The sequence below is a fragment of the Longimicrobium sp. genome, from assembly GCF_036399255.1.
Lineage (GTDB): Bacteria > Gemmatimonadota > Gemmatimonadetes > Longimicrobiales > Longimicrobiaceae > Longimicrobium.
In genome coordinates this window covers 42,143-67,144 of record NZ_DASWNM010000026.1, presented here as the reverse complement: position 1 = coordinate 67,144, position 25,002 = coordinate 42,143, and the positions used below count along the sequence as shown (strand labels likewise).

The window sequence follows — 25,002 nt, the reverse complement described above, 5'->3', positions numbered from 1 at the left end:
AAGTTGGGTTACACTGGAGAGCATAGGCGCGGGCGCCTGCATCGGCAAGTTCGGCGTCCGGCACGGTGTACCCGGCCTGCGACTCACCCCATTCGAGAGTGTGCCCTGATGCCCTTCCGAAGGACTGCCGCCCTCATCATTGCCGCGTCGGCGCTGGCCGGCTGCGGCGACGCCGCTGATCCCGGCCGCTCCGCCGAGATCATTGTCCTGTCCGTTGACCCCGTCCTTTACGCGGATGGCTCCCCGGCCCTCGTTTTCCTGGTGGAGAACCGTAGTGGCGTGACGGTCGAGAGCGTCGCGATCGAGGTCGACGCGCGGCGGGACGGCCGTACAGTAGCCCACGCCGTCACGCAGTTGAGCGACGTGTCGCCTGGGGAGCAGGTGGAGTCGGATCCCGCGGTCTTCGCGACCCTGGACTCGCATGCCGACTACGAGTGCTATCGCTACCGCGTGCGTGGCTACGATGGTCGGGCCCGGGTGCTTTGGGACCAGTCGTCCGACGAGGCGTGCTCGTGAGGGGCGGGACAGGCTCCGCGCGGGCGCTCTGCGGGATTGCGCTGCTGCTGGCCGCCTGCGGCGCCCGCGGCCCCGATGAGGGCGAGTTCCGTACGGCCATCGACCGGCACCTGGCGAGCACGCCGAAATGCATCGGGAATATCGCATGGCGGTTCCCGGCCGACGTCCGGCGCGAGTACCACCCGGTCCACGAGCCGGAGCACGAGGCTATGCTGGCGCGCCTCGACGTGCTCGTGCGGCTGGGGCTCTTGCGCTCCTCGCCTGTGCCGAACGCCCCTTGGGGCCGGCCTATGCGGTACGAGCTGACGGAGGCGGGCAGCCAAGTCTTCCGGGAGTTTCCGGCGGGGCGGTGGGACCCGAGGAAGCCCGTCGGGGCCTTCTGCTACGGCACGCCGGCGGTGGACTCCGTGGTCCGCTACACCGAGCCCGCTGAGGAGATGGGCCAAGTCCAGACGGAGGTCACATACACGTACAGCTTGCGTGACGTCGCGCCGTGGGCGCGGGACCCGCAGTTTCGCCGCGCGGCACCGGAAGTCGAGCGCGAACTTGCGGAAGCGGGCCCTCCACGCGAGGCGCGGGCGATCCTGGTGGAGGCGAGTGATGGCTGGCGCGTGCTCACTTTACCGTGATCACCTGCGGGGATTCGCATTGAAGGACAAGGCGGCCCCCCGGCAGGGGGCCCGTGCGTTTCCCCATAGCCGCCATGCGTATCACCTGTACGTGGGCTGACACAATGGACAACGGCACCGCTCATCACGAGTGGAGTCGGGAGGGCGGCGCTGTTCACGCTGTCAGGCAGTTGCAGTAGCAACTGCACGGCGTACCAGGCGACCAAAGGGCGAGTTCAGCAGGGTGCGGCGGCGAGCGGACGGGACGCTGGTGCGCACCTACCCCCAAGGCGGGACGGTGGAGTTCTTGGCCACCGGCTTTCCGCTGTACCTGAAGGACCGGTACGGCAAGGTGCACGTCCAGTATTCGTACGATGGGCTGCAGCGGCTGGTGCGGCTTACTGATCCCGCGGGGCGGTACATCCACGTCACCCACGACGCGGCCGGGTATGCGCACACCATCACGGATCCGGGCGGGCGCGTGGTGGTGCTGGCGCACGCGGGGAGCGAGTTCACGGGGATCGTGGACCCTGACAACGTCTCCGCCCTGGCGCTGGAGTACGTGCAGGACGGCACGCATTTGGTCACGCGTTGGACCGAGCGGGCTACGGCGCTGGAGCGTGACCTACGACCACACCGCCTCCATGCGGCAGCTGCTGGCGCCGCAGGTGACGGTCGGCACGAGCCTGCAGCGGCCACGACGCTTTACACGCCGCTGCCGACGGCGCTGCTTCCGGCCGCTGGAGCCGGAACCGCCGCTGTGCCCGGCGCTCGGGTGAGCCCGGCGGCCCTGTACGTCACCGAGCGTGATCCGCGCGGCGCCGTGACGCGCATGAAGGTGGACCGGCTGGGCCAGCCGGTCGAGGCCGTGGACCCGCTCGGGCGCGTGGAGGTGACGGAGCGCAACGATCGCGGCCGCGTGACGCGCACGATCTCGGTGGCCGCAGATACGGCGGATTATGAATACGACGCCCTCGGGCTGAACCTTTCCCGCGTGACGGACAGGCGGACCGGCGGGGTCGTGACGATGACCCACACGGCGGACAACCGCCTCCTCAGGGTCTGTACCACGTTCGCCAACCCCGGCTGGAGCCGGAAGACAGGGTTTAGTTTTAGCAGGATGGGCGGCAAGCAACCCAACGAGCCCGAGCTCCTGCTCCGCCTCCGCGCAGCCCTCCCGGGTGTCCCAGCGTTCGCAGACCAAGGCAGCCACTTCGGCCGTGCATCCGCAGTGGGGGCACCCGTGTGTCGACCGCACCAAGTACAGGGGACTCCAGATCGGCAGGTCGCAGTCCTCGGGCATTGGTGGGGAGGGGGTCATCAGCGGGTGTCCGCGTCTCCAAGCTGCTCTGCAGCATGCCGGATCCGGGTCGCCTACAGCTTTCCCCTAAGGAACTTGGGTACGTTTCCGGAGCCGGCGGCGCGCCGCCGGCTCCGGCTGCGGCCTGCGAACCTGCGGGAACGGAGCACCCTCACCCGTGCAGGTGGAGCGCCGCTTCAGCAACCCGCGCGAAGGGGTGGGGCTGGGGCTGGCCATCAGCCGCGACCTTGCCCGCGCCATGGGCGGCGAGCTCACCGTCGTCAGCGCCCTGGGCCAGGGCAGCAACTTTACCCTGCGCCTGCCCCGCGCCGGGCCGTCGTAGCACCGGGCGGCGCCGCGTCTACATTCCCCACGTTACGGCGCTCCCATTGCACGATTTTTCATTCCTGCCCAGATTCAGCTTCCGCTGATCGGCCAGCCGCCGCACGCCCCACGACGTTCGTGGCGACCCCGCCCTTCCAGGCCCCCTCCCGCAGTCCCGCCGTTTCTCCCAGCCTCATCCGACATGCCCTGTCCCAACGCGCCGTCCCAGGCCGTCGAATTCCTCCATTCCTCTCTGTTTTCCTCCGTTCCTCCGTATCCACGCTCCTGGATCCAGCGGCCGAAGCTCAGGATGGTCTGGAGATCGGATCTCGCCCGCGCCTTCACGCCCCTGCTGATCGCCCTCGCCGCGGTCGTGGCCGCACCCGCCATGGCCGGCGCGCAGGTGGAGTGCAAGCCGCCGGGCGCGGAGGAGAACCAGTCGGCGCCGCTGTGCTACACCGAGCCGCACGTCTCCATCGTTCCGGGATCGGTGCAGGTGAGCCAGCCCAGCGTGCCAGTGACGATTGAGGCGTCGGACTACTACCTGGACGGCGGCAACCCGTCCAGCTTTCGCGTCTACCTGGACAACGTGGACGTGACGGCGCAGTGGCCGGTCACCACCACGCCCACGGGAAGCGGCACGGGAAAAAAGTTCACGCTGCGCACGACGGGGAGCGTGGCGCTCTCGCAACTGGCGCCACGGCGGACGCTGCGCGTGCGGCTGTGCGACACCGCCACGCAGTGCCGCACGCCGGAGGCCGAGTACACGCTGGCGCTGCCCGGCGTGCAGGTGAACGGCGACAACCAGTCGGGGATCGCCGGGGAATCGGGGAGCGTCGCCTTTGAGGTCTACAACACCGGCACCGTGCCGGCCACGTTCGACGTCGCGCCCGGGTGCACGGGCGTGCGGACGGGACAGGCCTACGCGTGCTCCGCCGACCAGGCCAGCGTAACCCTGGCGGCCGGGGAGAGAAGGCTGGTGTGGGTGGCGTACGCGGGGTTCGCCGTCCCCGCCGGCACCACGATGTCGGTCACGCTCAACGCGGTGCAGCGGGGCGCGCCCGGCGTGCGCGACGCGGGATGGGTGCACATGGTGCGGGGCGCGGCCTTCGGGGGGACGCAGGTGGCGCCGCAGGTGGCGGTGGTGGACCTGAACACGGGCGCCACGGTGGACCGCGGGGCGTGCGTCACCGTGGCGACCGCCCCGCGCGGCGCCTACGAGTGCGGCGACCTGCGCCTGGCGCACGCGCTGCCGGCGCAGCTGACCCGCGGCCGCGCCTGGGCGCCGGCGCTGCTGTACAACAGCCAGCACGCCGCCCCGCGCCCCACGGTGTACGTGGACGTGACCCTTCCCGCCGGCGGCGCCACCCCCGACGGGGTGCAGATGGTGGTGCGGCTGGGCGGTGCCACCTACAGCGCCACCTTCCCCTCCGCCGACTACGTGCCCGGTGTTCCGCGGCGCATGGCGCTGCAGTGGGATGGCGCCGCGATGGCCACGGGGGCGTACGACTACACGGTCCAGGTCATCCACGTCTACGGGACCACCCAGGTGGGCTCGGCGCTGGTTCCGGGGGTGCTCACGGTGGTCAACCGCGCGGCCGGCCAGTTCGGCGCGGGGTGGTGGCTGGCGGGATGGGAAAGGCTGTGCATTGGCTGCGGCCCCGCGGGCGCGATCCTGTGGATCGGCGGCGACGGCGGCACCATGCTGTACCGGCGGGCCGCGGCCGGGGCGCCGTGGGTGGCCATGCCGCCTGATGGGCCGCCCGACACGCTGGCCGTCACCGCCACCGGCGGATACGTCCGCAGGCTGCGCGGCGGCGCCACGGTGCACTTCGACGCGTCGGGGCGGCACCGGCGCACGCTGAACCGGCTGCAGCAGGCCACGGTGTTCGACGTGACGCCCGGGGGGCTGCTCACGACCGTCCAGGCACCCGCGGCAGGCGGGGTTACGCCCACCTGGACCCTGTGGTACAGCGACGACCGGCTGCAGCGGGTGGACGCCGCCCTGCTTCCCGAGGGCGCCGTGCGCAGCACGAACGTGGCGTACCCCCTGGGCGGCGCGCGGGTGACGGGCATCACCGACCCCGACGGCGACGGCGTGGCCTTTGAATACGACGGGGCCACCGCGCGAGTGAGCGCGCAGCGGGACCGGCGCGGCACCTGGACGCGGTACACCTGGAACAGCGCCGCCAAGCTCACGGGCGCGCGGCTGCTGATGAACGGGGCAGCGCCCTCCGCCGACGACATCATCCAGCAGTTCACCCCGGCCGAAGGGCGCAGCGTGGCCCAGGCGGGGGGCGCCGGACCGTTCATGGACGCCGTCGTCAACGCGTACACCGAGCTGGACGGGCCGCGGACGGACGTGGAGGACCGCACGCGACTGTGGCTGGCGGAGCGCGGTGCGCCCTACCGCATCGTGGACCCGCTGGGCGCGCAGACCCTGCTGCTGCGCACCGACGCGCGCTTTCCCGCGCTGGTGACGGAGAGCATCGGGCCCACCGGGCAGCGGGCCACGGCCGGCTACACCGCGCGCGGCATGGTGGACACCACCGCCGTGGTGAACCCGCTGGGCGACGGCGTGAACGTCATCACCCGCTACACCTGGGACACCCGCTGGGACGCGCCCACCAGCACGCGGACCGAGACGCTGAACCCGCAGACCGGCGTGCGCGCCGCGGTGCCGGGCACCGTCTCGCACACCGGGTACGACCCGCTTACGGGCCACACCACGTGGCGGCAGGACGGGGACGACGCGGCGCGCCGCACCACGTTCACCTGGTACCCGGCGACGCACGCCGCCGCGGGACAGCTGGCTTCGGTGCGCTCCCCGGCCGCCCCCGCCGCGGGCCTCGGCGTCGCCGTCGCGCGCGACTCGCTGGTCTACGACGCCCGCGGCAACCTGCACATGACCGTGAGCCCCACGGGGCTGCTCACGCTGCACGTGCGCGACGCGCTGGGGCGCGACTCCATCGTCTACACCCCCGTGGCCGACGACGCCGCCGCGCGCGACCCGGGGCTGCTGACGATGCACGGGGCCCGCCAGCTGCGCTTCTACGACCAGATGGGCCGCGACACGATGACGGTGAGCATCGGCCCGGCGATCAACCACGCGCCCAACCCCGACGTCACGTTTACGCCCAACCCCACGGTGCAGGAGCACCTGACCGTGCGCACGCTGCTGGACGACGAGGGGCTGCCGCTGCGGGTGACGCGCTGGGCAACCCCCGACACGGCGGAGGTGGGCGAGCAGGTGACGGAGTACGTGTACGACGCCGCGGGGCGAAAGCGGCAGGAGATCACCGGTGGCGGGCACCTGCCGCAGCTCTTCGAGTACGACGCGGCGGGCAACCTGGTGGCTTGGACCAGCGGGCGGGGGCTGCGGACCACCAGCGAATACGACGCGGTGGGCCGGCTGGTGCTGCGCGCCACCCCGCCGGTGCTCTACGAGAAGGCGCCGTACTGCGGCCCGGCCGAGTCCTGCAGCGGAACCACCTTTCCGCTGTACCCCAACGAAGGGACCGGCTACCGCGTCCCGGCGGAATGGACGCACTTCGGGTACGACCTGCTGGGGAACATGGTGCGCGCCGAGAACGCGGACGCCATTGTCTCCCGCACCTACTATCCCAACGGCGCGCTGAAGACGGACTCGCTGCGCATCCGGAGCGTGGACGGGGTGGATTTCTCCGCGCACGTGTACGGGCTGCGCTACGCCTACGACCGCGCGGGCCGCGTGGCCGAAGTGGAGCATCCGGCGGTGCTGGCGGGGAGCAGCAACCTGGATCAGTACGCGTACGACGCGGGGACGGGGGCGCTGGCGGGGATGACGGACCGGTTCGGCAACCCGTTCAGCTTTCGCTACGACGTGCTGGGCCGCCTGGCCAGCATCCGCATGCCGCCGGCGGGAACGCCGGTGGTGGATTCGCTGCAGTACGATCTGGAGGGGCGGCTGGTGTGGCGGCGCGAGACCACCCCGGCCTCGACGGTGCCGCTGCAAGACGAGCGGCTGACGTACGACGCGCGGGGCAAGCTGGTGCGCGTGCAGGTGCTTCCCACGCTGCGCCGGGGCGGCAGCACCTACTCGTCGTGGTACTCGGGGCTGGGCAGCCTGGTGGCGACGGACTGGAGCAACACGGGCGACGTGCAGTGGTCGCGGGAGCAGTTCGTGATGGATGCGCTGGGCAACATGGCGCACAGCCGCACCTATCGCCCGGGTCCCGAGAACCCGGCCAACGACTATCCCGACTTTCGCTACGAGTACGACTTCCTGGGCCGCGTAAGCTCCATCCACAAGGAGGGCTACGCGGTGGGCACCGACCACACCGACCGCCACTTCGACGCCGCGGGGAACGTGCGCGCGGGAACGCAGGTGGTAGAGAGCTACGACTTGGCGAGCGGGGTGACGCAGCGGGTGCGCGCCGTGAACAGCCGCTCGTACTACGACGCGGACGAGCGCCTGCGCGTGTTCCAGCAGTACGACACCGACTTCAGCGGCAACAAGGGATCGGGCGTGTGGGAGGAGTACCGCTACGATCCGCTGGGCCGGCGCGTGCTGGTGCGCACCCGCCGCGAGAACCCGCTCTGCTACGGCGACCCCAAGACGTGCATCAGCAGCGTGACGCGGTTCGTGTGGAGCGGCGACCAGATCGTGTGGGAGTTGAAGGACGCGACCGGCAGCTACGCGGCCGATGCGGGCGGGCGGGTGAGCTACGTCCACGCCGGCGGCATCGATCGCCCGCTGGCCATCTGGAAGCAGGGCGTCGGCACGCTTGTGACGCACCAGAACTGGCGCGGCCAGTTTGCCATGGGCACGTACACCAGCGGGGCGCCCAGTGATTGCCAGCAGTATCCGCCCAGCGGCTGCGTCCCCGTGGGCTGGCCCGGGTGGAGCACCACCGCGTGGCACGAGAAGGCGGGCACGGCCCCCACGACCGGCTACGAGCACTACTGGATTGGCAGCCTCGCCGTCGGTATGCGCGACGCCAGCGGCCAGGTGTACATGCGCAACCGCTACTACGATCCGCAAACCGGCCAGTTCACGCAGACTGATCCAATCGGATTGGCGGGCGGGCTGAACGCGTACGGCTTTGCGGCGGGGGACCCGGTTTCCTATTCGGATCCGTATGGGCTCAGCGCCGAAGAGTGTTGTCCGAAGTGGCTGGTCGACGGCGTGGCAGGATTCGGGGATGCTGTAAGTCTTGGACTCGCTGGCGTGATCCGCCGGAACACACCCGGTGGAGATGGGGTGGACTACGGGAGCGGCGCCTATGCCGCAGGCACAGCAGCCGGTGTTGCCGTTGGAACCGCTACAGGCGTCGGCGTCGCCGCAAACGCCGGCAGAGGCGCGAATGCCGTCTCGGGTACCGCGCGCGCACGACAACTCGGAGGCGCCGGTGAAGCCGCCGTCGGTCTGGCCCGGAATACCGTACGAATTCCGTCCGCAACGAGAACAGCGGCTTACCGAGTACCGGATGGGCTCACGGCTACGACTGTAAGTGAGGTGAAGAACGTGGCGCGCCAGGCCCTCACCTCGCAGGTTCGGGATTTCATCGCATTCGCGCAGCAGACCGGGCGGCAATTCGATCTCTATGTGAGGCCGACGACGCAACTCTCCGGACCGTTGCAATCCGCGATCAGAGCAGGGCAGGTCAACCTCAGGTTCATTCCATGAGCAAGAAAAGCTGGGTCAGTGCAGCTGACCTGATGGCTGAACTCCAGCAGGATCCGGAGTATCAGAAGCAGCAAGCCGAGCGGGAGCGCACGCACGAGGAACGTGTGCAGCGGATACGGGCAGCCGCCGAGCCGGTCGTGCACGGACTCCAGAGCGCGGGCTTCGCCGTGGACGCGGTAGAGGAGCTCGCAATCCGATATGCTCCGATCCCGAAGCCCGCCATCGACATCTTGTTGTCTTGGCTCCCCCGCGTGCAGGACGACACGGTACGGGAGATGATCGTACGCGCCCTGGCTGCCACAACGGAGCCCTTCGACGGCCAGTCGCTCGCCCGCGCCTTCGAGGAAAGTGGCTCGGAATCCCTCCGCTGGGCCATCGGGAACACGATGGCGCTGGCACATCCGACAGGACTGGCGGAGTGGGTGCTCGAGGCTGTCGCCGATCCAGCATCGGGAAAGGCCCGGGAGACACTCGCGATCGCAACGGCGACCCTGGTGCCTGCGGCAATCGCCTGCCGAACGCTACCGCCCCTGCTGGAGGAATTTCCCGTCAGCGTTGCACAAGCGTTCGCACAATGTGGCGGCCCCACGGAGGCCGCACTGCTCCAAGCATGGCGAGGGCGCACCAAGGGCTGGCAGCGGAAGGAGATCGACAAAGCGATCCGTGCGATTCAGAAGCGGCATGGTTCAGCCACGTAGCGCTTCCTAAGCCTTGGAACTCAGCGACAGTGCTGATTCACTCAAGAGTCACTCGAGCATGCGTTGAGATGGTCATGACGGGACCTCTACGGCCTAGAGCGGTTTGCAGGGCAGTCTGTAGTCGCCTGCCGGGCGCAAACCGTGGAAATTCGCGAGATCGACGCGGCCTATCGACTGCAAACCAGATCGCAAACCGCTCTAATGCCAGCCCAAAAGCCATGTTGGGTGTTCTGGACAGCAGCGAGAAACCGGTATTGGCTAAGACATTGGACGGCCGAGTCGTGCGTGCGCTGCTTCGTCGTGGATTGGGCGCAGGAAGATCGAAAGGGCTTTCAAATTACCCCCCTGGGCAGGACCGCGTGCCGGGAGCCCATGGACTCCCAGAGCGGCAGTAGTGCCGGTGTGAATCGGTTAGCGAGCTATGGATCTGTGTTCAGCGCGTTGAAAGCGTCACGCGTCCCCGCGGCCACGATAGAAATCTGCAGCTCGTTGCCGAGATACTTCAGCAGGTTGCGGAACTGGTGCTGCTTCGTCAGATGGCGGCGACGATGTGGTGGATCTCATCGATCACCAGGACGCGATGCCCTTCGCGCACGCCTCCGCCCCCTCGCGCCGCCGGAGGCTGACTTCGGCCTATTCCAGGGCACCGCGCGTGGTCGTTTCGGCAATTTCGCGTGGGCCGCGAACTGGACCATGCTGATGAAGCGGGAGACGGACGCGCGCCTGCGTGAGCACGGCGTGTCCCGGCCCCCTCGCGCGTGCCGGAGCTCTGCACGCGTGGGACGGGAAAGGACTCTCTGCCCGACTTGGTGGAGCCGCAGGCAACCTGTCCCGGGCCGGGCTCAAGGACCCTAACGACCAGCCTTGCCCGGCCTGCGGCCGCTTGGCCTCGGGATTCCGGGCGCTGTTGATGGACGTCGACGCCACGCTCCCGGAGGGGGTGGACCTTTGCCGCGGCCGCAACAATCCGGCGATCTACATCGTGACCGAGCGCTTCGCGAATGCGATACGTGAGCTGGGGCTCACCGGGTGCGTCGTGCGCCTCTTCGCTACTCCCTCGCAGCGGCTTCTGACGCTCTCCGGTTCCCCCCTGTTCAGAGCATGAATCCGTCGATGGCCGCACCTGTGGTAGTGGGGAGGTGCGGCAAGAGACTGTCAGGATTCTGCAGTTCCGCCGCCCATGCGCTCCTCTTGACGTGTAGCGGGTCTGAAGGAGTCGGGTTGCTGGTCGGCTTTGGTGGGCGGCGCTTTAGCCGCTCCGTGAGGAATGGCTGGACAGGCAGCATCCAGACTACTTCTTCCCGCGTGGCTTCGTGTCAGTGATGAGCTGGCGGGCGAACGTGCGAAACCCTGCCGATACATCCTCAGCCGCGCACATGATCGGCCCAACCAGGACTTCCGCTTCAGGTGGAAGGGCGTGTTCCAACTGCTGGGTCGCCTTCAGGATCGCCTCTGCGCGGGGATGCCTGTGAGGACGGCGGCCTCGTCGCCGCGGCGTTTCACGCCAGTCTAGCGCCTCCAGGTGCGCGACGCCCGCGGGCGTGCCCGTCAGCATCCCTCCGTCTTCGCCGACGAGCCCACGCGAGCGGAGCGCCCGCGCGGTCCGCAGATCCACGTCTTCGCGATTGAGGCCGCCGGCGCGAACGATCAGGCGCAGCAGATCCTCTTGAGCGCTAGAGAGTTTGCCTGTTTCTCTTGGTGCCGCGGTGTCGGCGCCTGGCATCGAAACAGCGTCCCTGCCCGCAACAGTCACCCGTATGCGATCTTCGTCGACGCGCACGAGTCCCGAAGTACGCAGCGGCCGCAACAGCCGGCCATCGACTTCGCCCGGTGGTAGCTCCCCAGCGGCGATGATCCGCTGGAGCAACTCATAATGGTGAGGCTTGAGAAGAGGCATTCTGCGGTAAGCGTGGCTGTATTTCCTGGACCAGCTGACGATCGAAACCCGGTATCGCTCAAAACCCTGGCAGGTATGAACGCCTGAACTTAGGCGGCATCTGTTTCGTGCGACAGATGGCGCGCTTCCTTTCAGACTCCGGGCTGGTTATGGCTCTCCGGTCAACTGGGCCCGCACCCGCTGCCGTCCAGCGACGCGCCATCCTCCTGCGTGTCGACAGATGTTGGCAACTGGAGTCCAAGCCACTGCAGAGTTCATCGCGTTCCTCCTGGGGCGTTCTCCACGGCAGTTCCGGAGGTGCTGACTGACCGTGCTGGTGCTGACGCTCGAGTTGGCGGCAGTCCCACATACGGCTACACCCGGACTGTCCGGGGTGTAGCCGCTTTCTGTGTCTCTCGCGGGAACGCTGCTGCGAGCTCTTTTCCGTCGAGTGGTCACGCACACGGTCATGGTCCGTCCCATCCCTCGGCGCACCCAGCCACGGCAAAAACGACCTGTCCGTGTGTGCCCGAGGCCATCCGGATCGTCGGACAGTGCCGCGGTTTCGTCCGCTTTCCACGAACAGGACAGCGTCACGGAACTGCGTCATGGCATCCGCCGCTGCTGCCTGCACGAGTTTGGAAGGGATCGCTGTCCGGACCCTGCCGAACTGCACCCCAAGCGACGGAGCCCGAAATGGAAGAGTCCGAGTGGCTGAAGACGGGGCTGATGGGGTTCACGTCTCCGATCTCCGTCGATGGGAGCGACCTCCAGCAGTCCTTGATTGCCGCTGAGCTCCCGCCCGAGTTCACGCTGTCGGTCTTACGTGCGTACCGCTTGCTCCTCGCGTGGTCGGAAGGAGGCGCGACCCTGGCCCAGCACTCCGACGCCCAGGATCTCCCTGCATGGGAGCGGGAGGCGCTGAACAGGCTCGATGAGGGCGTGGGTTTCTGGGCGCCCATCTCCATCATAGCTGGCGAGTTGCAGGACGCGGGCGTTGCGGACGGGGAGCAACTCGCTCACGCGGGCCTGGTTCTCGGCGAGTGGGCCTTCGGGATCGGCGCCACGGGCAGCGGTCTGCTCTTCGTCGAAGTGGCTGCCCTGGCCAGCCCGTTCAACCCGAGGCGTGCCTACCTCGCGGGACGAATGCTGCTCGAGCGCGGCCGCATGCGTGAAGCCCAGCGCTGGCTGAGGCGGACGGTGTGGCTCGCGGTCGCGAGCGGTGACGACGAGGTCCACGCGCTCGCCAGATCTGCCCTGCAGGCACCCTCCAGCCCTTCCGGCGAATGACCGCGCGCGGGAATCGGCGCCGTGCCGGCGCAGGTGGGTCAGGTCCCACCGGAACCCTGAGGCCGGGCTGCCGGATTGCTGTCTACACCGCCAGGCTGGAACGCCAGCGTTATCTCACATTCCCATGGCGCGAGTTCGGGGGGCCAGCGGATGCGGTGGCGCTCTTCCGCAGATACGTCGGGCTGCCAGACCGGGAGCACGTAGTGGCGCTGCATCTCGATGCTCGCCGACGCGTCACCGGGATCCACACGGTTTCGATCGGCGGCCTCCAGCGCAGCGAAGCGGGTGCGCGGGAAGTCTTCAAGACGGCCATCCTCGGGAGCGCGGCCTCTATTGTCCTGGTGCACAACCACCCTTCGGGGGACCCGTCGCCCAGTCCTGATGACGTGGCCGTCGCTCAAGGGCTGGAGTTGGCAGGCCAGTTGTTGGGGATTCCGGTCATCGACCACGTGATCGTGGGAGATCCGGGCGCTGCCTCACTCCGCGAGATGGGTCTCCTGGAGTTCGACCCCCAGAACCCCGACCCACTGGAGGCCCGGAACACCGACGAGGGTTGGATGGCGGGGCTAGAGCCCTTGAAGCTCGGGGCCGCGTTCCTCGCCGGCGGATTGCCGGCGGTCCGCCAGCAGGCCCGGTGCGAGTTCCACCGAGAGGACGGTCGTGGCTTCGTTGCTCCTCACGGGCGGCACGCCATCCTCGCCCCGCTGATCACCCTGCAGCCGGATCCAGCACTCAGGCCAGGGGAAATCGAGCCGATGCTTGAGGAACTGCAGCGGCGGATCGGCGCGGCCCTGGAGCGGGCGCTGGACGGGACCGGTGGAACTATTCGGGTCGACGACGTCGGGCTTTCATTCGCTGGCCCGACGCCGGTCTTTCCGGTCACCGCCGGCGCTCGGGTTTTCATGGACTCTACGGAGATAGTCCCGGGGCACGAGGGACTCTGGACGGAGACGGGTACGTTGATGCATGACGCCGCAGGGCGGGCGTTCTGTTGCAATTTCGAGGTGCGCTTCACGCGAGTCTGCGGTGGAGACCAGCAGGTCGGGGAGGTCTTCACTCTCGACGATAGCCAGTCGGAGCATGGCGCCTCGCGCGGAACGAGGGACGCCGCACGATGAAGCGCGAGCCTGCAGCGCACCACGCAGACGCGGCCCGTCACGTCAGCAGGCCAGCATCCGCTCGCTCGGGAAGCGGATGCGTCTCCGCGCGGCGCGGATGCTTCCGGCCTTCGGGGCGCGGCGACCGGTGCATTGTCTCATCGACCATCCGTTCGAACTCCGTCCACCAAGCCGGTGGATGTCCGCCGAAGCTCTCGCGTAACGCCGCGACGACAGCCTGCGCCAACTCCGGCCGTCGACGGACGGGCACCGGAGAGGTGAGGAGTTGCAGCGCGGCCAGCGCCTCCTCGGGGCTCAATGCAGCAGACTGTTCGCGGTGCCACAGATACCAGGCGCGCAGTCTCCCCAACGTTTTCGAGTACGGGCGCGCTCCGGCCAGGAACTTGGACAGGCCGCTGGGGCTCATCCGCACCTGTCGTGAGACGGCTCGCAACGAGGTGGCGCCGGTCCGCTGCCTAGCCGCGGCCCGGATGGTCTCGACCAACTCGGTGTCCCCGGATGAAATCGTTTCAGGAAGCATGTGTCGGCGGGGAAAGGAGTGTGACGACCCTGTTCATTCTGATCACAAGCATCCTCTCCGCGCAACCCAATCGATTGCGCCACCGGCCGAACGAGATCATCGATCTTCGGACGCTGGACGGGTGAACTCCTTGTTCTTCAACACGACGAACTCGGAATGACTCCCCCGCATCCTGCGATGCCGCTGGCCAGGAACAGCGGCGGCGTACGATCAGGGCCCACCGGTCCAATCGTCGGAAAGCCGTTGCGAGTGTCGCTGTGGGGTGACCCAGAAAGCCCCACGTCCCTGGACCTGTATCTGAAGGAGATCGGGGCGCATCCGCTCTTGACGCGCGAGGAGGAGATCGCGCTCGCACGTCGGGCTCGCGCCGGCGATGCTTCGGCTGCCGAGGCGCTGGTTACCTCGAACCTGCGCTTCGTGGTGATGATCGCCAAGAAGTACCAGAACCTGGGGCTTCCGCTCTCGGACCTGATCCACGAGGGAAACGTCGGAATGCTCTATGCTGTCCCGAAGTTCGACCCGGACCATGGCGCCCGGTTCGTCTCATACGCCTCCTGGTGGATCCGGCAGGCGATCTACAAGGCCCTCGGACGCGCCATGCTCGTGCGTCCGCGCGGAGCCGATGAGGTGAAGCTGCGGCGAATCCGTAAGCACGCGGCCCGACTGGCACAGATCCACAGGAGCGAGCCCGCACTCGCGGATGTTGCGGACGCCGCCGGAGTGGAGCTGATCGAGGCCGCACACGCCCTGAACCTCCGGGGCGAGCAGTTCCGGAGACGGGGATTCAGCACCAGCGGAGAACTGGAACTGTTGCCGGACCACAAGCCGCTGCCGGATGCCGAGACCTACTATGTAGAGCGTGCGGAGCGCATTGAGACAACGCTGCAGACATTGCCGACGCGCGAGGCACTCGTTCTGAGGCTCAAGTTTGGATTGGAGGAGGGGCAGCCGATGACTCAGGCCGCCATTGCGGAGTTGCTTGGCATATCCGCCGAGCGTGTCCGTCAGCTAGTCCAGCAAGCGCTCAAGAAATTGCGGGAGCCATCGCGCGCCGTACGGCTAGAGCCATTCATCTGAGTTCCGCGAGAGGAGCGGGCGTTACGTTGGTGAGATCTTTGGTGAGTCACGGGCAACAGCCCGCCACTTGGCCGTGTTCTAATGCTACATCGGCAGTTCTACATTCGAGCCGGCACAACCTGCTGTAGCACTAGCGCCCACCCATCCCCCGAATGGGGTTCAGGGGGTCGCCGGTTCAAATCCGGCCGTCCCGACTAGGATAAGCGAAGGCCCTGCATCGTCTTGCGATGCAGGGCCTTTTCGCGTTCACCACCGTCGCGACGGGTTGGGGTAGGAGTTGGGGCATGTGGAACCCTGCGGGTCACCGTCTCACGGAGTTTCAGGCGCGGGTTCCTTCCGCGTTTTGGCCATCAGAGGTCGAAGTTCGCGACAAGCGCCTCGTCGATACGGTGGAGCGTGTCCGCGTCGACCGTCACCATGGTGAGTCCTGCAATCTGGCCCGGATTGAACGGGCGGCGGTACTCCGAGCCGGTGAACAGGCCGGGCACGGCCAGAATCGCCGTGGCCATCGTCCCAGGAAGTGCGGGTACCCACTCCGAGTCCGACTCGATCTCCCCGTCCTGTGGCTCGACCTCAGCCGAATCGTAGATGGGGACGAGCTGCTGGTAACGGCGGGTGCGTGCGTAGGCATCCGGTGTTACCACGATAGCGTACCGGGCGCCATCAAGATCCGCTTGGGCCTCGGGCGTCAGCAGAACCACGCGACCTCGCTCGGGCTCGTCAGGAGCGTGACGCTCTCCGAAACCTTGATCAATCCCAAGAGCCGCCCGAAAAGCCTGCTGAATCCTGTCGACGGCGTTAGCTTCCCCGATGCGGTGCCCTGCATCATCTGGCATGACGCTCCGAAGTCGCGCCGGAAAGAAGCCAGTTCTCTCCAACTTACCTGTGCTCGTACGCATCCAGGCGAGCGAGAGGGGCGTCGCGCCAAGCTGCGCCTCGGTATTTTGCGTGCTGCCGTAAGCAAAAGCCCAGTTCGGAGTCTCCGTTCTGGGCGTGTGCAGGAGCAACCAGGGTCGCTCCAATTTGATGTCCGCGTCCGGCCTCTCCTCAAGGGGGAGGTTGTGGACGGCTCCGATCTCGCTCATGTGTGGACGGGCACAATCCTCCGGCGCCGCCGCGGGCGTGCTGCCAGGTCGCGACTCACAGCCCGCACATACTCGTCGTGGTCCACAGGGAAGTGGTGATCCGGGAGCGGCTGAAGGGGGATGATTCCCTCCTCCAAGAGCTCAGGACGCATCAGTTTCAGGTTAACGCTCATTCTGGGGTCATCCCGGTCGTCGAACTGCTGGCGGTAGAACGCCTGCATGAGGGGCAGCGGAATCTCCTGCCGGCTCCGACTCGTAGCCGGCCTGTCACCCCAAATTGTAGTCCACGGCTCCTCGCTGTGCGTCAGATCCTCCAGGAACTTCGCCGAGTGCTCACCATAGACCGCGAGCACGCCTTGAAGCACTACGCGCTCTTGCGGAGTAATGCGGGGTCTTCTCCGCGAGCGCGGGATCGTGCCGTATCGAAGGTGCTTGTATTCTTGGTAAACCGCATCGACCACGGGACCGTGGGCCCACGCCTCAACACTTTCCTCGAAAAGCGGCCGCCCGAGCAGCGTCACCCCCCAAGCTTGGGCGTAATAGACCAGCTTCTGAAGCTTGAGGTTCGTAATCGAGTCACCGGCCTTGCGGTCGATCTCGTTCAGGAACCAGGCAGCGATGTCGAGTGCGCTGTGCATGCTCACCGGGGAAGCTGATGTCCCCGAAATATAGCCGAAATCGCAGCGTTTGTCGAGTCAGAAGCTTTGATCGCTACTGAACCACAGGCGGTCGTGACCTGCTCCGCCCGAGGTACTCGAACCGACGTTTAGTGGTCGCGGGACGCCTGCTCAAGGTTTTGGAGAAAGCCAGACAGCGCCCGGTCGATGGCTGTACGCTCCTCCGGCGTCAGGTCACGGTTGGCGCCGAGCTTCTGGCGCAGCCCGCTAGCGCACCTGAATGGGGTTCAGAGGGTCCCCGGGTTCAAATCAGGCCCCGCATCCTCTTGCGATGCAGGGCCTTCGTGTTTCTGCGTCCGCCCTGACGAGGCGCTGGCCGGTTTACGAGGCGGCGAAGAGCTGGTGCCAGTGCGGGGACAGCTTTTCCAGTGAACTCCGATTGAGCCAGACGAGACTGCCCAACCGTGCAGCCGTGCCGTAGGCCCAGTGCGCGACTGCGCGTGACGCATGCGCGTCGTGCAGAATACCCGCAGCACTGAACGCGGTGTGCAACTCGGTTTCGAACGTTCGGTTCCGGGAAAGCCATCGCTCCAGGTGATGCTCCGCCGCAAGGTGGTCCGCCTTGCTGGAGTTACAGGATCCATGGGCGAGCACGAAGTTGTGCCCCAGATCGATCGGGTACCGCGACCAGGGAACGAAATGGTCGACGGCGACACCCGCCTGCAACCTCCCGCCGCAATAGAAGCACTCTCCCCGCTGAACCTCCATGAGGATCGGCTGGTAGACAGCCAGGCTCGATCGCTCCGTTCCGAACAGGAACGCGGAGAGATCGACCGTGCTGCCCAGCACACCCAGGTTCCGTGACCGCACGAAGCGCAGCCAGGCTCCCCGGACAAGATCGAGGATCAGGTCGTAGAACACCCGAAAGCAGTACGCCACTCCGGGCTGCAGGATGATCTGGTCACCCGTGCCCACGTTCTCGTAGAGAAAATCCAGCTTCTCGCGTCCCACCGTCTGCAGCTTCCACAGTGGCATCTCGCACAGCGTACGATCCACGCGCCGGACGAGCTTTTCCCATGCCTCACGGTTCTGCTTCACCTGGCCAAGCGTGCCGCCATGCCGATCACGAGCCGCGGTAATCCGAGTGACGATGGCGGCCTGCCTGCCGGCGTTCTGATTCAGAACCGCTGGAGTGGCCGCCGGAAACGGAGCCGCCTGGCGCCAGTACAGCTCGATCAGCTGCTCGCTGATCTCCCACGTCTTCAGCGGCAGTTCATCACCCGTGTCGTTCCCCCGGACCACGGCCAGGTCGGCCAGTGCGTGCAGCAGCGCGAACTTGTAGGTGGCGACGAATCCGCCATCGGAAAGAATGCGTTGAAGCTGCTGGAGAAAGCGGACCTGCTCCACGGCGCCGGGGGGTGGACGACTCATTCGGTGGGCACGTCCCAATACGGAGCCTGCGCCGGGATCACCCAGCGGACCCCGCCTCGTGGATCGGCCACGTCACCCGTCCAGCGGGGAATCACGTGCACGTGCGCGTGCATGATCGTCTGCCCTGCCGCGGCGCCGTCGTTCAGGCCGATGGTGAACGCATCCGGAACGAACTCGGCGGCGAGGGATCGACGGATCTGCGCGACCAGGCTCCAGACAGAGGCGAGCTCGTCCGGGTGCAGATCGAACGGACTCACCACGTGCCGGCGGGGAATCACAAGGATGTGCCCCGGCGAAAGCGGGTAGCGGTCCGGGATCGCCACCGCGTGCTGGTTCTGGTCCACGAGGTCGTCGGCCGACAGCTCGCAGAACGGGCAGCCGCTCACGAAAACGCGCTCCGGAATAATCGGTTCGGTGGGCTCGTTTTCGAGGGTCATGCCGCCGGCCTGAGGTGCTGGTTGAGCCGGATGGCTTCGATCAGGCCATTGGCGAAGCGGAACGTGAGATCATCGTAGTCGAAAACCGCATCCGCCTGATGCACGGCCGCATGGTGGTTGGGGCAGACCAGGACCATGTTCTCGATCTCATCCTCTCCCCCGCGCGAGAGCCACTGGATGTGGTGACCGTGGCACAACCCGCGGCCGTACCGGGCACGTGGATCGAAGCGGCAGATCTGGCACCGGCCGGCATACGCCTGTTGCAGCGATTCGACGTGCCGGCGTACGCGGGTGACATCCACCGTCTCGAACAGGTAGCGCATCCGTACCGCGGACGCTTCGTCGCCGTCCGCAACCAGCAGCTCCCGCGCGCCCGGCCCCAGCAGAAGCCGCGCTTCGAACTCGTCCTCCGGATAGACCCCCACCTTCCGCAGCACGGGCAGGCCCGCCGAGAAGTCGTACAGCAGCTGATGATCGGTGGACTCAAGCGGCCTCACGGCACTGTGACCCTGGAACGATTGGGCAAGGAGTTCCGCCCGGGCGGCGATCCGCAGGTGACGGATCAGCGCCTCGGCGCCAGGGCTGGCATCGACGTCGAAATAGCGCGTGCGATCCAGGTCGCCCCACACCCGGTAGCGGCCGTAGCGGTAGGCCGGCGGGTTGCGGGTCACCGCCCGGACGACGAGGGCAGCGGCAAGCACGTACCTCCCGGCCCGGTCGCGCGTGAACGCCCACACGGTGTCGCCTTCGGCCACACGCGCGAGCACGGGGCTGTTCTGGTTCAGGTGGTACCCGAAGCCGAACCGCCGGTCGCGCAGATAGTTGTCGGGACGCCAGTAGTACAGGACGTTCACAGGGGACCATGCGCCGTTACGGCTTCTCCGCGGAGAGCTGACCACTTTAGTCCGCATCTGTCGCAATCTACTCGCTTGCCACGTACATTACGCAAGTCACGCGATGACGCCAATCATCATCTAGCGCCCTGCCGCCGTGGACCGGCTTCCCTCCAAGGCGCAGCTTCAGCAGCACCGAGCGGCCACCTCATGACCACTCCGTCCCATGAGTTACGGAAAACGATTGTAGAAGTTCTTTCGGCTGTACATCCTGAGCCGGTGGGGCTTCAAGATATCTATCGTGCCGTCGAGCGCGCCGTCGCGTTCGATGCCAGCGATCTGGCTCCACCGACCGTGCGGGGTGCATCCGTCAGCGAGCCTTCCTGGAAGCGCAACGTGCGGAACGTGTTGCAGCACTCCAAACAGGCAGGCGCTCTCGTCAACTTTGCGCATAACGCATGGCGGCTGCCCACTCCGGATCCACGGACCAGACTGGACGAGGCGATTGCCTGGGATCTGGTCCGCGCAGAGGCGGAGAAGGCGCTGAATCGGGATGAGGTTTATCAATCCACCAAACTCGGCCAGAGATACCGCCTGACCGAGGTCAACGCCGCCACGCTTCTGATCGCGCGGCTGGATTCCCGGAAACCTGAAAGGCTGACGGCTGGTGAAGTTCGGCGGGCTGCTCAGTACCTGAATGCCTCAGGCGGAAGGGTCGGGCGCCGGACATTGATGTACACGGTCGCCAAGGAAGTCAGTCTCGTTCATCTTCACCCTCGGCTGAGCTGGAGCGCGGACAACGACTGGGTCGAGGCGGTCGGGGCGGCAGAGACTGCCAAGCCGGTCTACCAGGATTTCGGAGAGGCGCCGGATGACGATCCGGCCCGCCTTGCGCGATTCGCCCGCCGCGTGCGGCGCGGGCAGCCCAAGTTCAGGAAGAACCTTCTGACGCTCTACGGCGGGCGATGCGCGGTGTCAGGGTGGGGCCCGGAATCGGTCCTCGAAGCGGCGCACATCCGCCTTCACGCCCACTCCGGCCTGAACCGTTCCGAGAACGGCATCTTGCTGCGCGCCGATCTTCACGGGCTTTTCGACGACGGACTGCTGAAGATCGATCCCGATACGCTCACCGTGGTTCTCGACCCATCCCTCCGCGACACTCCGTATTGGCCGCTGAACGGCGCCGCGTTACGCCCGCGCCGGGACGGGAGCCACCCCTCGCGCGAGTATCTACGCCAGCGCTGGCCAACCTCGCCGGACGCCACGGGATAACAAGCAAGAGCATCCACGCCGCGCCTGGGCCGACGTGAACCTTCGCTCACGCGCCGCACGCCGCTGCGACATCGCCGGCTCGGGGGCCGCGGGACACGAGCAGCTCGCCGGGCAGGTGCCGGCGGATGGCGTGGACGAGGTCGTCGGGAGAGCCGTCCATGGCCTCCCCTTCGCACGTCCAGCGGGCGGCGGCGGGGAGCTGGTCCAGGCAGGTCACGGCGACGCCCATCCGGATTCCGGCGGTGCGGCCCAGCGCGGCCACGTCGCCGAAATCCTGGGTGATCCGGGCCTGCAGGGCGGTGACGTCGAGGAGGGCGTAGCGCAGGCGGCCCTGGAAGGCGTGGGGGACGTTGGTCAGGTCATACACGCCGGGGAAAGGCTTGTCCGCAAGCTCGCCGTCCAGGGGGCCGGCGCCGTGGCGGGTAAGGTAGGCGCGGGTGGCGTACGTGACGGCCGTCTCGGCGGGGGGAAGCTCGGACATCAGCTCCACGACGTTGCGGACGCCGGTGTGGGAGCGGGTCACGTGCGGGAACGTGCCCCGGTCCTGGTCCAGCGCCAGCCCCTGCGCGCCTTCGAAGACGACGTCGTCGTGCTCGCGGAGAACGTCGTGGTCCGGACGCACCTCCACGCGCCCGAGGAACTCGTCCAGGACGGCGAGCCAGTTCTCCATCAGCGCCCCGCTGCCGATCAGCTCCGCGTGCGTTTCGCACGCCGCCTCGATCCCCAGCTGCGCCACACGCCGCGGCACCCACGCGTCCCGGATGCGGCGGAGCATCGCGGCGGCGGCCGCGGGGTCGCGCAGGGCCTGGCCGACGGTGAGCCGAAGGCGCGGCTCGGCGCCGCGGGTGACGGTCTCGTTGATGCCCAGCCCCACGCTTCCGTGGCGCGCCGCCCCCCGGCTGGCTTCCACCATCTCGTTGATCAGCATGTCGTACGGCGTGGTGACGAGCGCCCGCGGATCCACGTGGATGCGCGGGTCCACGCCCAGGCGCGCCAGCTCCCCGTGCTCGCGCTGAAAGAGGATGGGGTTGGCGATGAAGTGCCGGCTGAGCAGGGTGCCGGCCCCGGCCAGGCTCCCCGCGCCAAAGTGGCTGAACACGTGGCGCACGTCCCCCTCCGCCACGACGGTGTGGCCGGCCTGCGCTCCGCCGTTGAACCGCACGACCAGAACGCCGCTTCCCCCGTACTGCCGGGTGAAGTAGTCCGTCATCAGTCCCTTGCCTTCGTCGCCAAAGCTGGAGCCGATCACCACGCGCGCATGCTTCATGGGCCGGACCTCTTTCCTGATGATGAACGGGGCGCCGCTCCGCCCCCTGGTTTCCGTCTCCCGCGAAACGCCGCGGGAGGACCGAGTGCCAAGTGCCAAGTGCCAAGTGCCAAGTGCCGAGTGCCGAGTGCCGGGTGCCGAGTGCCGGGCGCACGACGCGCCCGGCACCCCACGCATTGTCTTCAAGCGAGCCCGCCCTGGCCCGCGCTCGGGCCCGGGCGGTGCCGCCGCTACAGGGCCACCAAGCCGGCGTCCGCGTCTGCGCTGGCGTTCACCGTCAGACCCTTGAGCGCGCTGCGCACCACCAACGAGGTGTCGCCGCTCCACGACGAGGCCACCGCGTCCTTGTCCCTGCCCTGCCGCACCTGCAGGATGCTGACGATGATCTCGCCCAGCATGGTGTAGTCGTCCACGGGGATGGCATGCTGGCCCAGCAGGCCGCGCCACTCGTCCAGCACCTGGGGGTACATGCGGGCGTGGTTCCCCTGCATGATCACCAGGTGGTACACGTCCCAGGAGCGCCGCGCCATGGCCAGCAGTTCGGCCGTGGTGTAGCCCCGCTGCACGTCGGTGCCAAAGACGCGCTGGATCTGCGCGCGGGTCAGCGCGGGAGGCACGCCCTCGTCGCCGTAGGTAAAGAGCACGCCCTTTTCGCCGCGCTTTTCGAACGCGTCGGTGCTGGTGTGCATGGCGGCGAAGTACCACGGCAGGTGCGTGCTCTCGCTGCTGTTGCCGCCGCCGCCCCGCTCCACGTACAGCGACATGGCCTGCGTGCCCAGCGCGGTGGCGCCGGCCTCGAACTGCGTGGCCTGGAACGGCGCCCGGTCGCCGCACTCCACGTCGCCGTAGGCGGCCACCAGGATGTGGGGATCGGTGACGGGCTGCCGGCCGTAGATCTCCAGCGCCACCGCCGGCAGCGACTGCTTGAGCAGGATGAAGGCGAGCTCGTCCATGGACCCCGTGACGTCCCCGGCGATGATGATGGGGGTGGAGCGCGGGTTCACGGCGCTGTCGCGCGACTCGCGCACGCCGTTCCTGAGCTTCGACGGGTCGTTGGCGTCCACCATCCCGCGGGTGTTCAGGACCTCGGCCTTGCTCTTTCCGCTGAACGAGGTGGTGGCGAACCGGCTCCACTCCTCGGCGCTGAATCTGCTGCTTCCCATGTGTGCCTCTCGGTCAAAGTTCGTCCGGCAGGGTTACCGGCCGCTGCGATCGCCGTACATCTCCCGCGGCGCCAGGTCCATCACCACGAACTTGCGCGGACCGAACGCGGCATCCCGCGCGCGGGCCCAGTTGGCGTAGTCTTCGATTCCATCGTCCGCCCCCGGGGTGGTGAGCCACTGCCGCAGCGCGTGGGGCACGGTGGGGTCCCGCAGCAGGCGCGTTCCCCCCGGATCGCCCAGCAGCGTGCGGCCGATCAGCCGGGTCATCTCGCGGTCCAGCCGGGGCGTGGCCGTCCGGGCCGCCGCCTCGTGCGCGGGCGTGATCGCCTTCCACACCCTGGCGCTGGATGCCGGCAGGTGCGTCATCGTCTCCCCGGCCTCGCGGGCGTACCACCATCCGCCCAGCAGCAGCCCGGAATGGGAGGTGGGCGAGATGAAGTAGTTGTCCAGGTCGATGGCGTTGTGGGTGAGCCCCGCCCACTGCAGGTACGCGGCGGCGTTGTGCAGGGTGCCCAGGATCCACGCCACGTGCCGGGGATCCATCCTTCCGCCCAGGTGGTCCAGCGCGTCGCGCAGCCGCACCACGTCCGGCGCGCGGGTCACGACCAGGGCGGGGCCGGCGGCGGTCTCGGCCTCCAGCTGGACGCAGGGAAGGAGCTTCTCCACCTCTTCCCACATGTCCCGGCTGGCGGCGCGGAAGCCCTTGATGGTGCGCAGGGCCTGCGCGTACAGCGCCCGGTGCTCTTCGCGAAACAGGTACGTGATGGAGCGCCGGCCGATGAGCAGCGTGCCCAGCTCGAACTCGTGCCGCCGCAGAAAGCGGATGTTCAGGCGCTTGCCGGAGCCCAGCGCCAGCGCCTGGACGCCCGCGCCACGCCACGTGCCCGTGTCGATGGCCCGGTCCCGCGCGGCCTTGAGCTCGCTCAGGTGCTTGAACGCCTCGGCGGCGGCCGGGTGCCGGTCCGGGTGAAAGCCCAGGGCGAGCATGCGGTACAGCCTTCCGTCCGCGTCGTCGTCGCCGCTGAACAGCCGTTCCGGCTGCCAGGCGGGGATGGCGAGCAGCGCCTCGGCGGTGATGGGGATTTCCGTATCCAGGGTGGCGGGCATTGATCTCCGTCCTCTGCGAGTGACCTGTGCCGAATTCCGCGACTGCACGTTCTACTGAGAACGTTCTCATCACGAGAACAGTCTCGACACGAGAATAATCTCTGGCACACCGGGTGTCAAGGATCTTGTTTTCACAATGGATTGGCGCGGTGGTGCGGGGTGGGCGTTACGTGTGCCCCGGACGCGCCGATTGTGTCCGGACATTCGTCGGAGCCCATCCCGTCGGCTACGGCTGGGTTCCGCGCGAGGAGCCCCCGTTTCCGAGGAGATTCTTCGGTCCGCGCGGAGAGATGCCGCGCGTTTCGGACGGTTCGGGGGGGCGCCTTCCTCAGTGGGTGTTGCCAACCCTTCCAGCGTAATTGACTTCCTGAGGGAGGCGCCGCCCCACGATTCGCTTGTACACTGCACCCTGGCGCCGACCGAAGGACCTCGCCAGCAGAACGACGGGGCTGGTCCCGTGCCCTGATCTGGCCCCTGCGCCTCCGAGACGAGGTCCTTCGGTCGCGCGCAATCTGTAGTGTGACTTCTGGCTGGACGTGATGCGCTCCCTCAGGAAGTCACCGCTTCGTCATGGATGTGAGGTTTAGCAACACCCTCCACGTGACCGAAGGACCTGCTCTCCGGCGAGGGGGGCCGGCTTCATGCGCGCGGCCAGCCCCGCGGTTTGTGCCAACGAGATCCTTCGGTCGGCGCCATGGCTTTTTCGTACCCGCAGATCGAGGAGCGGCGCCTTCCTCAGTGGGTGTTGCCAAACCTCCCCAGCGTGATTGACTTCCTGGGGGAGGCGCCGCCCCG

At 67.7% G+C, this 25,002-nt stretch carries 22 protein-coding genes; 11 read left to right on the top strand and 11 right to left on the bottom strand.

Annotated elements, in window-relative coordinates; translation table 11 throughout:
• Positions 1–108: 108 nt before the first annotated feature.
• The 5 genes from VGC13_RS04275 to VGC13_RS04255 all read left to right on the top strand — a co-directional run bounded on the left by VGC13_RS04275 (position 109) and on the right by VGC13_RS04255 (position 9,114).
• Complete coding sequence (locus VGC13_RS04275) at positions 109–516, top strand: hypothetical protein (RefSeq protein ID WP_331123970.1); 408 nt, start codon at positions 109–111, stop codon at positions 514–516.
• A complete protein-coding gene (locus VGC13_RS04270; protein WP_331123969.1) occupies positions 507–1,145 on the top strand; it encodes a hypothetical protein in 639 nt (212 codons plus the stop codon). The genes VGC13_RS04275 and VGC13_RS04270 overlap by 10 nt, the downstream gene beginning before the upstream one ends.
• Before the next feature lie 1,457 nt (positions 1,146–2,602).
• Entirely contained in the window at positions 2,603–2,767 is a 165-nt protein-coding gene (locus VGC13_RS04265) for an ATP-binding protein (RefSeq protein WP_331123968.1), read from the top strand.
• A 291-nt stretch (positions 2,768–3,058) separates the two neighbouring features.
• The gene (locus VGC13_RS04260) at positions 3,059–8,416 is read left to right on the top strand and encodes an RHS repeat-associated core domain-containing protein (protein WP_331123967.1); all 5,358 of its coding nucleotides are present in this window, start codon (positions 3,059–3,061) and stop codon (positions 8,414–8,416) included.
• On the top strand, positions 8,413–9,114 hold the full coding sequence (locus VGC13_RS04255; RefSeq protein WP_331123966.1) for a hypothetical protein: 702 nt from the start codon (positions 8,413–8,415) through the stop codon (positions 9,112–9,114). Before VGC13_RS04260 ends, VGC13_RS04255 begins: the two co-directional genes overlap by 4 nt.
• Before the next feature lie 419 nt (positions 9,115–9,533).
• Here VGC13_RS04255 and VGC13_RS33400 read toward each other — a convergent pair whose 3' ends face one another.
• Positions 9,534–9,599 carry a hypothetical protein gene (locus VGC13_RS33400; RefSeq protein ID WP_349264183.1) on the bottom strand — a complete coding sequence of 22 codons (66 nt, stop codon included), beginning with the start codon at positions 9,597–9,599 and terminating at the stop codon, positions 9,534–9,536.
• A 4-nt stretch (positions 9,600–9,603) separates the two neighbouring features.
• Between VGC13_RS33400 and VGC13_RS33605 the strand changes: the two genes are divergently transcribed.
• Positions 9,604–9,969 carry a double-CXXCG motif protein gene (locus VGC13_RS33605; RefSeq protein ID WP_414682977.1) on the top strand — a complete coding sequence of 122 codons (366 nt, stop codon included), beginning with the start codon at positions 9,604–9,606 and terminating at the stop codon, positions 9,967–9,969.
• On the top strand, positions 9,884–10,219 hold the full coding sequence (locus VGC13_RS04250) for a double-CXXCG motif protein (protein ID WP_414682979.1): 336 nt from the start codon (positions 9,884–9,886) through the stop codon (positions 10,217–10,219). Before VGC13_RS33605 ends, VGC13_RS04250 begins: the two co-directional genes overlap by 86 nt.
• A gap of 186 nt (positions 10,220–10,405) precedes the next feature.
• Here VGC13_RS04250 and VGC13_RS04245 read toward each other — a convergent pair whose 3' ends face one another.
• On the bottom strand, positions 10,406–11,011 hold the full coding sequence (locus VGC13_RS04245; RefSeq protein ID WP_331123964.1) for a hypothetical protein: 606 nt from the start codon (positions 11,009–11,011) through the stop codon (positions 10,406–10,408).
• A gap of 675 nt (positions 11,012–11,686) precedes the next feature.
• Here VGC13_RS04245 and VGC13_RS04240 point away from each other — a divergent pair.
• Both VGC13_RS04240 and VGC13_RS04235 read left to right on the top strand, forming a co-directional pair.
• Positions 11,687–12,280 (top strand): hypothetical protein, encoded by a 594-nt coding sequence (locus VGC13_RS04240; RefSeq protein WP_331123963.1) that lies wholly within the window; start codon positions 11,687–11,689, stop codon positions 12,278–12,280.
• Between the two features lie 155 nt (positions 12,281–12,435).
• Positions 12,436–13,398 (top strand): JAB domain-containing protein, encoded by a 963-nt coding sequence (locus VGC13_RS04235; protein WP_331123962.1) that lies wholly within the window; start codon positions 12,436–12,438, stop codon positions 13,396–13,398.
• A gap of 37 nt (positions 13,399–13,435) precedes the next feature.
• Here the strand turns inward: VGC13_RS04235 and VGC13_RS04230 are convergent, their stop codons facing one another.
• Positions 13,436–13,882: a hypothetical protein gene (locus tag VGC13_RS04230; protein WP_331123961.1), complete on the bottom strand. Its 447-nt coding sequence runs from the start codon at positions 13,880–13,882 to the stop codon at positions 13,436–13,438.
• A gap of 213 nt (positions 13,883–14,095) precedes the next feature.
• On the opposite strand from VGC13_RS04230, the gene VGC13_RS04225 reads away from it, so the two are divergent.
• Complete coding sequence (locus tag VGC13_RS04225) at positions 14,096–14,995, top strand: RNA polymerase sigma factor RpoD/SigA (protein ID WP_331123960.1); 900 nt, start codon at positions 14,096–14,098, stop codon at positions 14,993–14,995.
• A 350-nt stretch (positions 14,996–15,345) separates the two neighbouring features.
• Here the strand turns inward: VGC13_RS04225 and VGC13_RS04220 are convergent, their stop codons facing one another.
• The 5 genes from VGC13_RS04220 to VGC13_RS04200 form a co-directional block, all read right to left on the bottom strand.
• Positions 15,346–16,080: a hypothetical protein gene (locus VGC13_RS04220; RefSeq protein ID WP_331123959.1), complete on the bottom strand. Its 735-nt coding sequence runs from the start codon at positions 16,078–16,080 to the stop codon at positions 15,346–15,348.
• On the bottom strand, positions 16,077–16,718 hold the full coding sequence (locus VGC13_RS04215; RefSeq protein ID WP_331124112.1) for a Panacea domain-containing protein: 642 nt from the start codon (positions 16,716–16,718) through the stop codon (positions 16,077–16,079). Before VGC13_RS04215 ends, VGC13_RS04220 begins: the two co-directional genes overlap by 4 nt.
• A gap of 360 nt (positions 16,719–17,078) precedes the next feature.
• Complete coding sequence (locus VGC13_RS04210; RefSeq protein WP_331123958.1) at positions 17,079–18,104, bottom strand: hypothetical protein; 1,026 nt, start codon at positions 18,102–18,104, stop codon at positions 17,079–17,081.
• A gap of 20 nt (positions 18,105–18,124) precedes the next feature.
• The gene (locus VGC13_RS04205; protein WP_331123957.1) at positions 18,125–18,565 is read right to left on the bottom strand and encodes an HIT family protein; all 441 of its coding nucleotides are present in this window, start codon (positions 18,563–18,565) and stop codon (positions 18,125–18,127) included.
• A complete protein-coding gene (locus VGC13_RS04200) occupies positions 18,562–19,419 on the bottom strand; it encodes an HNH endonuclease signature motif containing protein (RefSeq protein WP_331123956.1) in 858 nt (285 codons plus the stop codon). Before VGC13_RS04200 ends, VGC13_RS04205 begins: the two co-directional genes overlap by 4 nt.
• 189 nt (positions 19,420–19,608) lie before the next feature.
• On the opposite strand from VGC13_RS04200, the gene VGC13_RS04195 reads away from it, so the two are divergent.
• Positions 19,609–20,670, top strand: a complete 1,062-nt coding sequence (locus VGC13_RS04195; protein ID WP_331123955.1) for an HNH endonuclease — start codon at positions 19,609–19,611, stop codon at positions 20,668–20,670.
• A gap of 46 nt (positions 20,671–20,716) precedes the next feature.
• Here the strand turns inward: VGC13_RS04195 and VGC13_RS04190 are convergent, their stop codons facing one another.
• The 3 genes from VGC13_RS04190 to VGC13_RS04180 all read right to left on the bottom strand — a co-directional run bounded on the left by VGC13_RS04190 (position 20,717) and on the right by VGC13_RS04180 (position 24,207).
• Entirely contained in the window at positions 20,717–21,937 is a 1,221-nt protein-coding gene (locus tag VGC13_RS04190; RefSeq protein ID WP_331123954.1) for an adenylosuccinate synthetase, read from the bottom strand.
• A 230-nt stretch (positions 21,938–22,167) separates the two neighbouring features.
• Entirely contained in the window at positions 22,168–23,100 is a 933-nt protein-coding gene (locus tag VGC13_RS04185; protein ID WP_331123953.1) for a hypothetical protein, read from the bottom strand.
• A 33-nt stretch (positions 23,101–23,133) separates the two neighbouring features.
• A complete protein-coding gene (locus VGC13_RS04180) occupies positions 23,134–24,207 on the bottom strand; it encodes a hypothetical protein (protein WP_331123952.1) in 1,074 nt (357 codons plus the stop codon).
• Positions 24,208–25,002 lie beyond the last annotated feature (795 nt).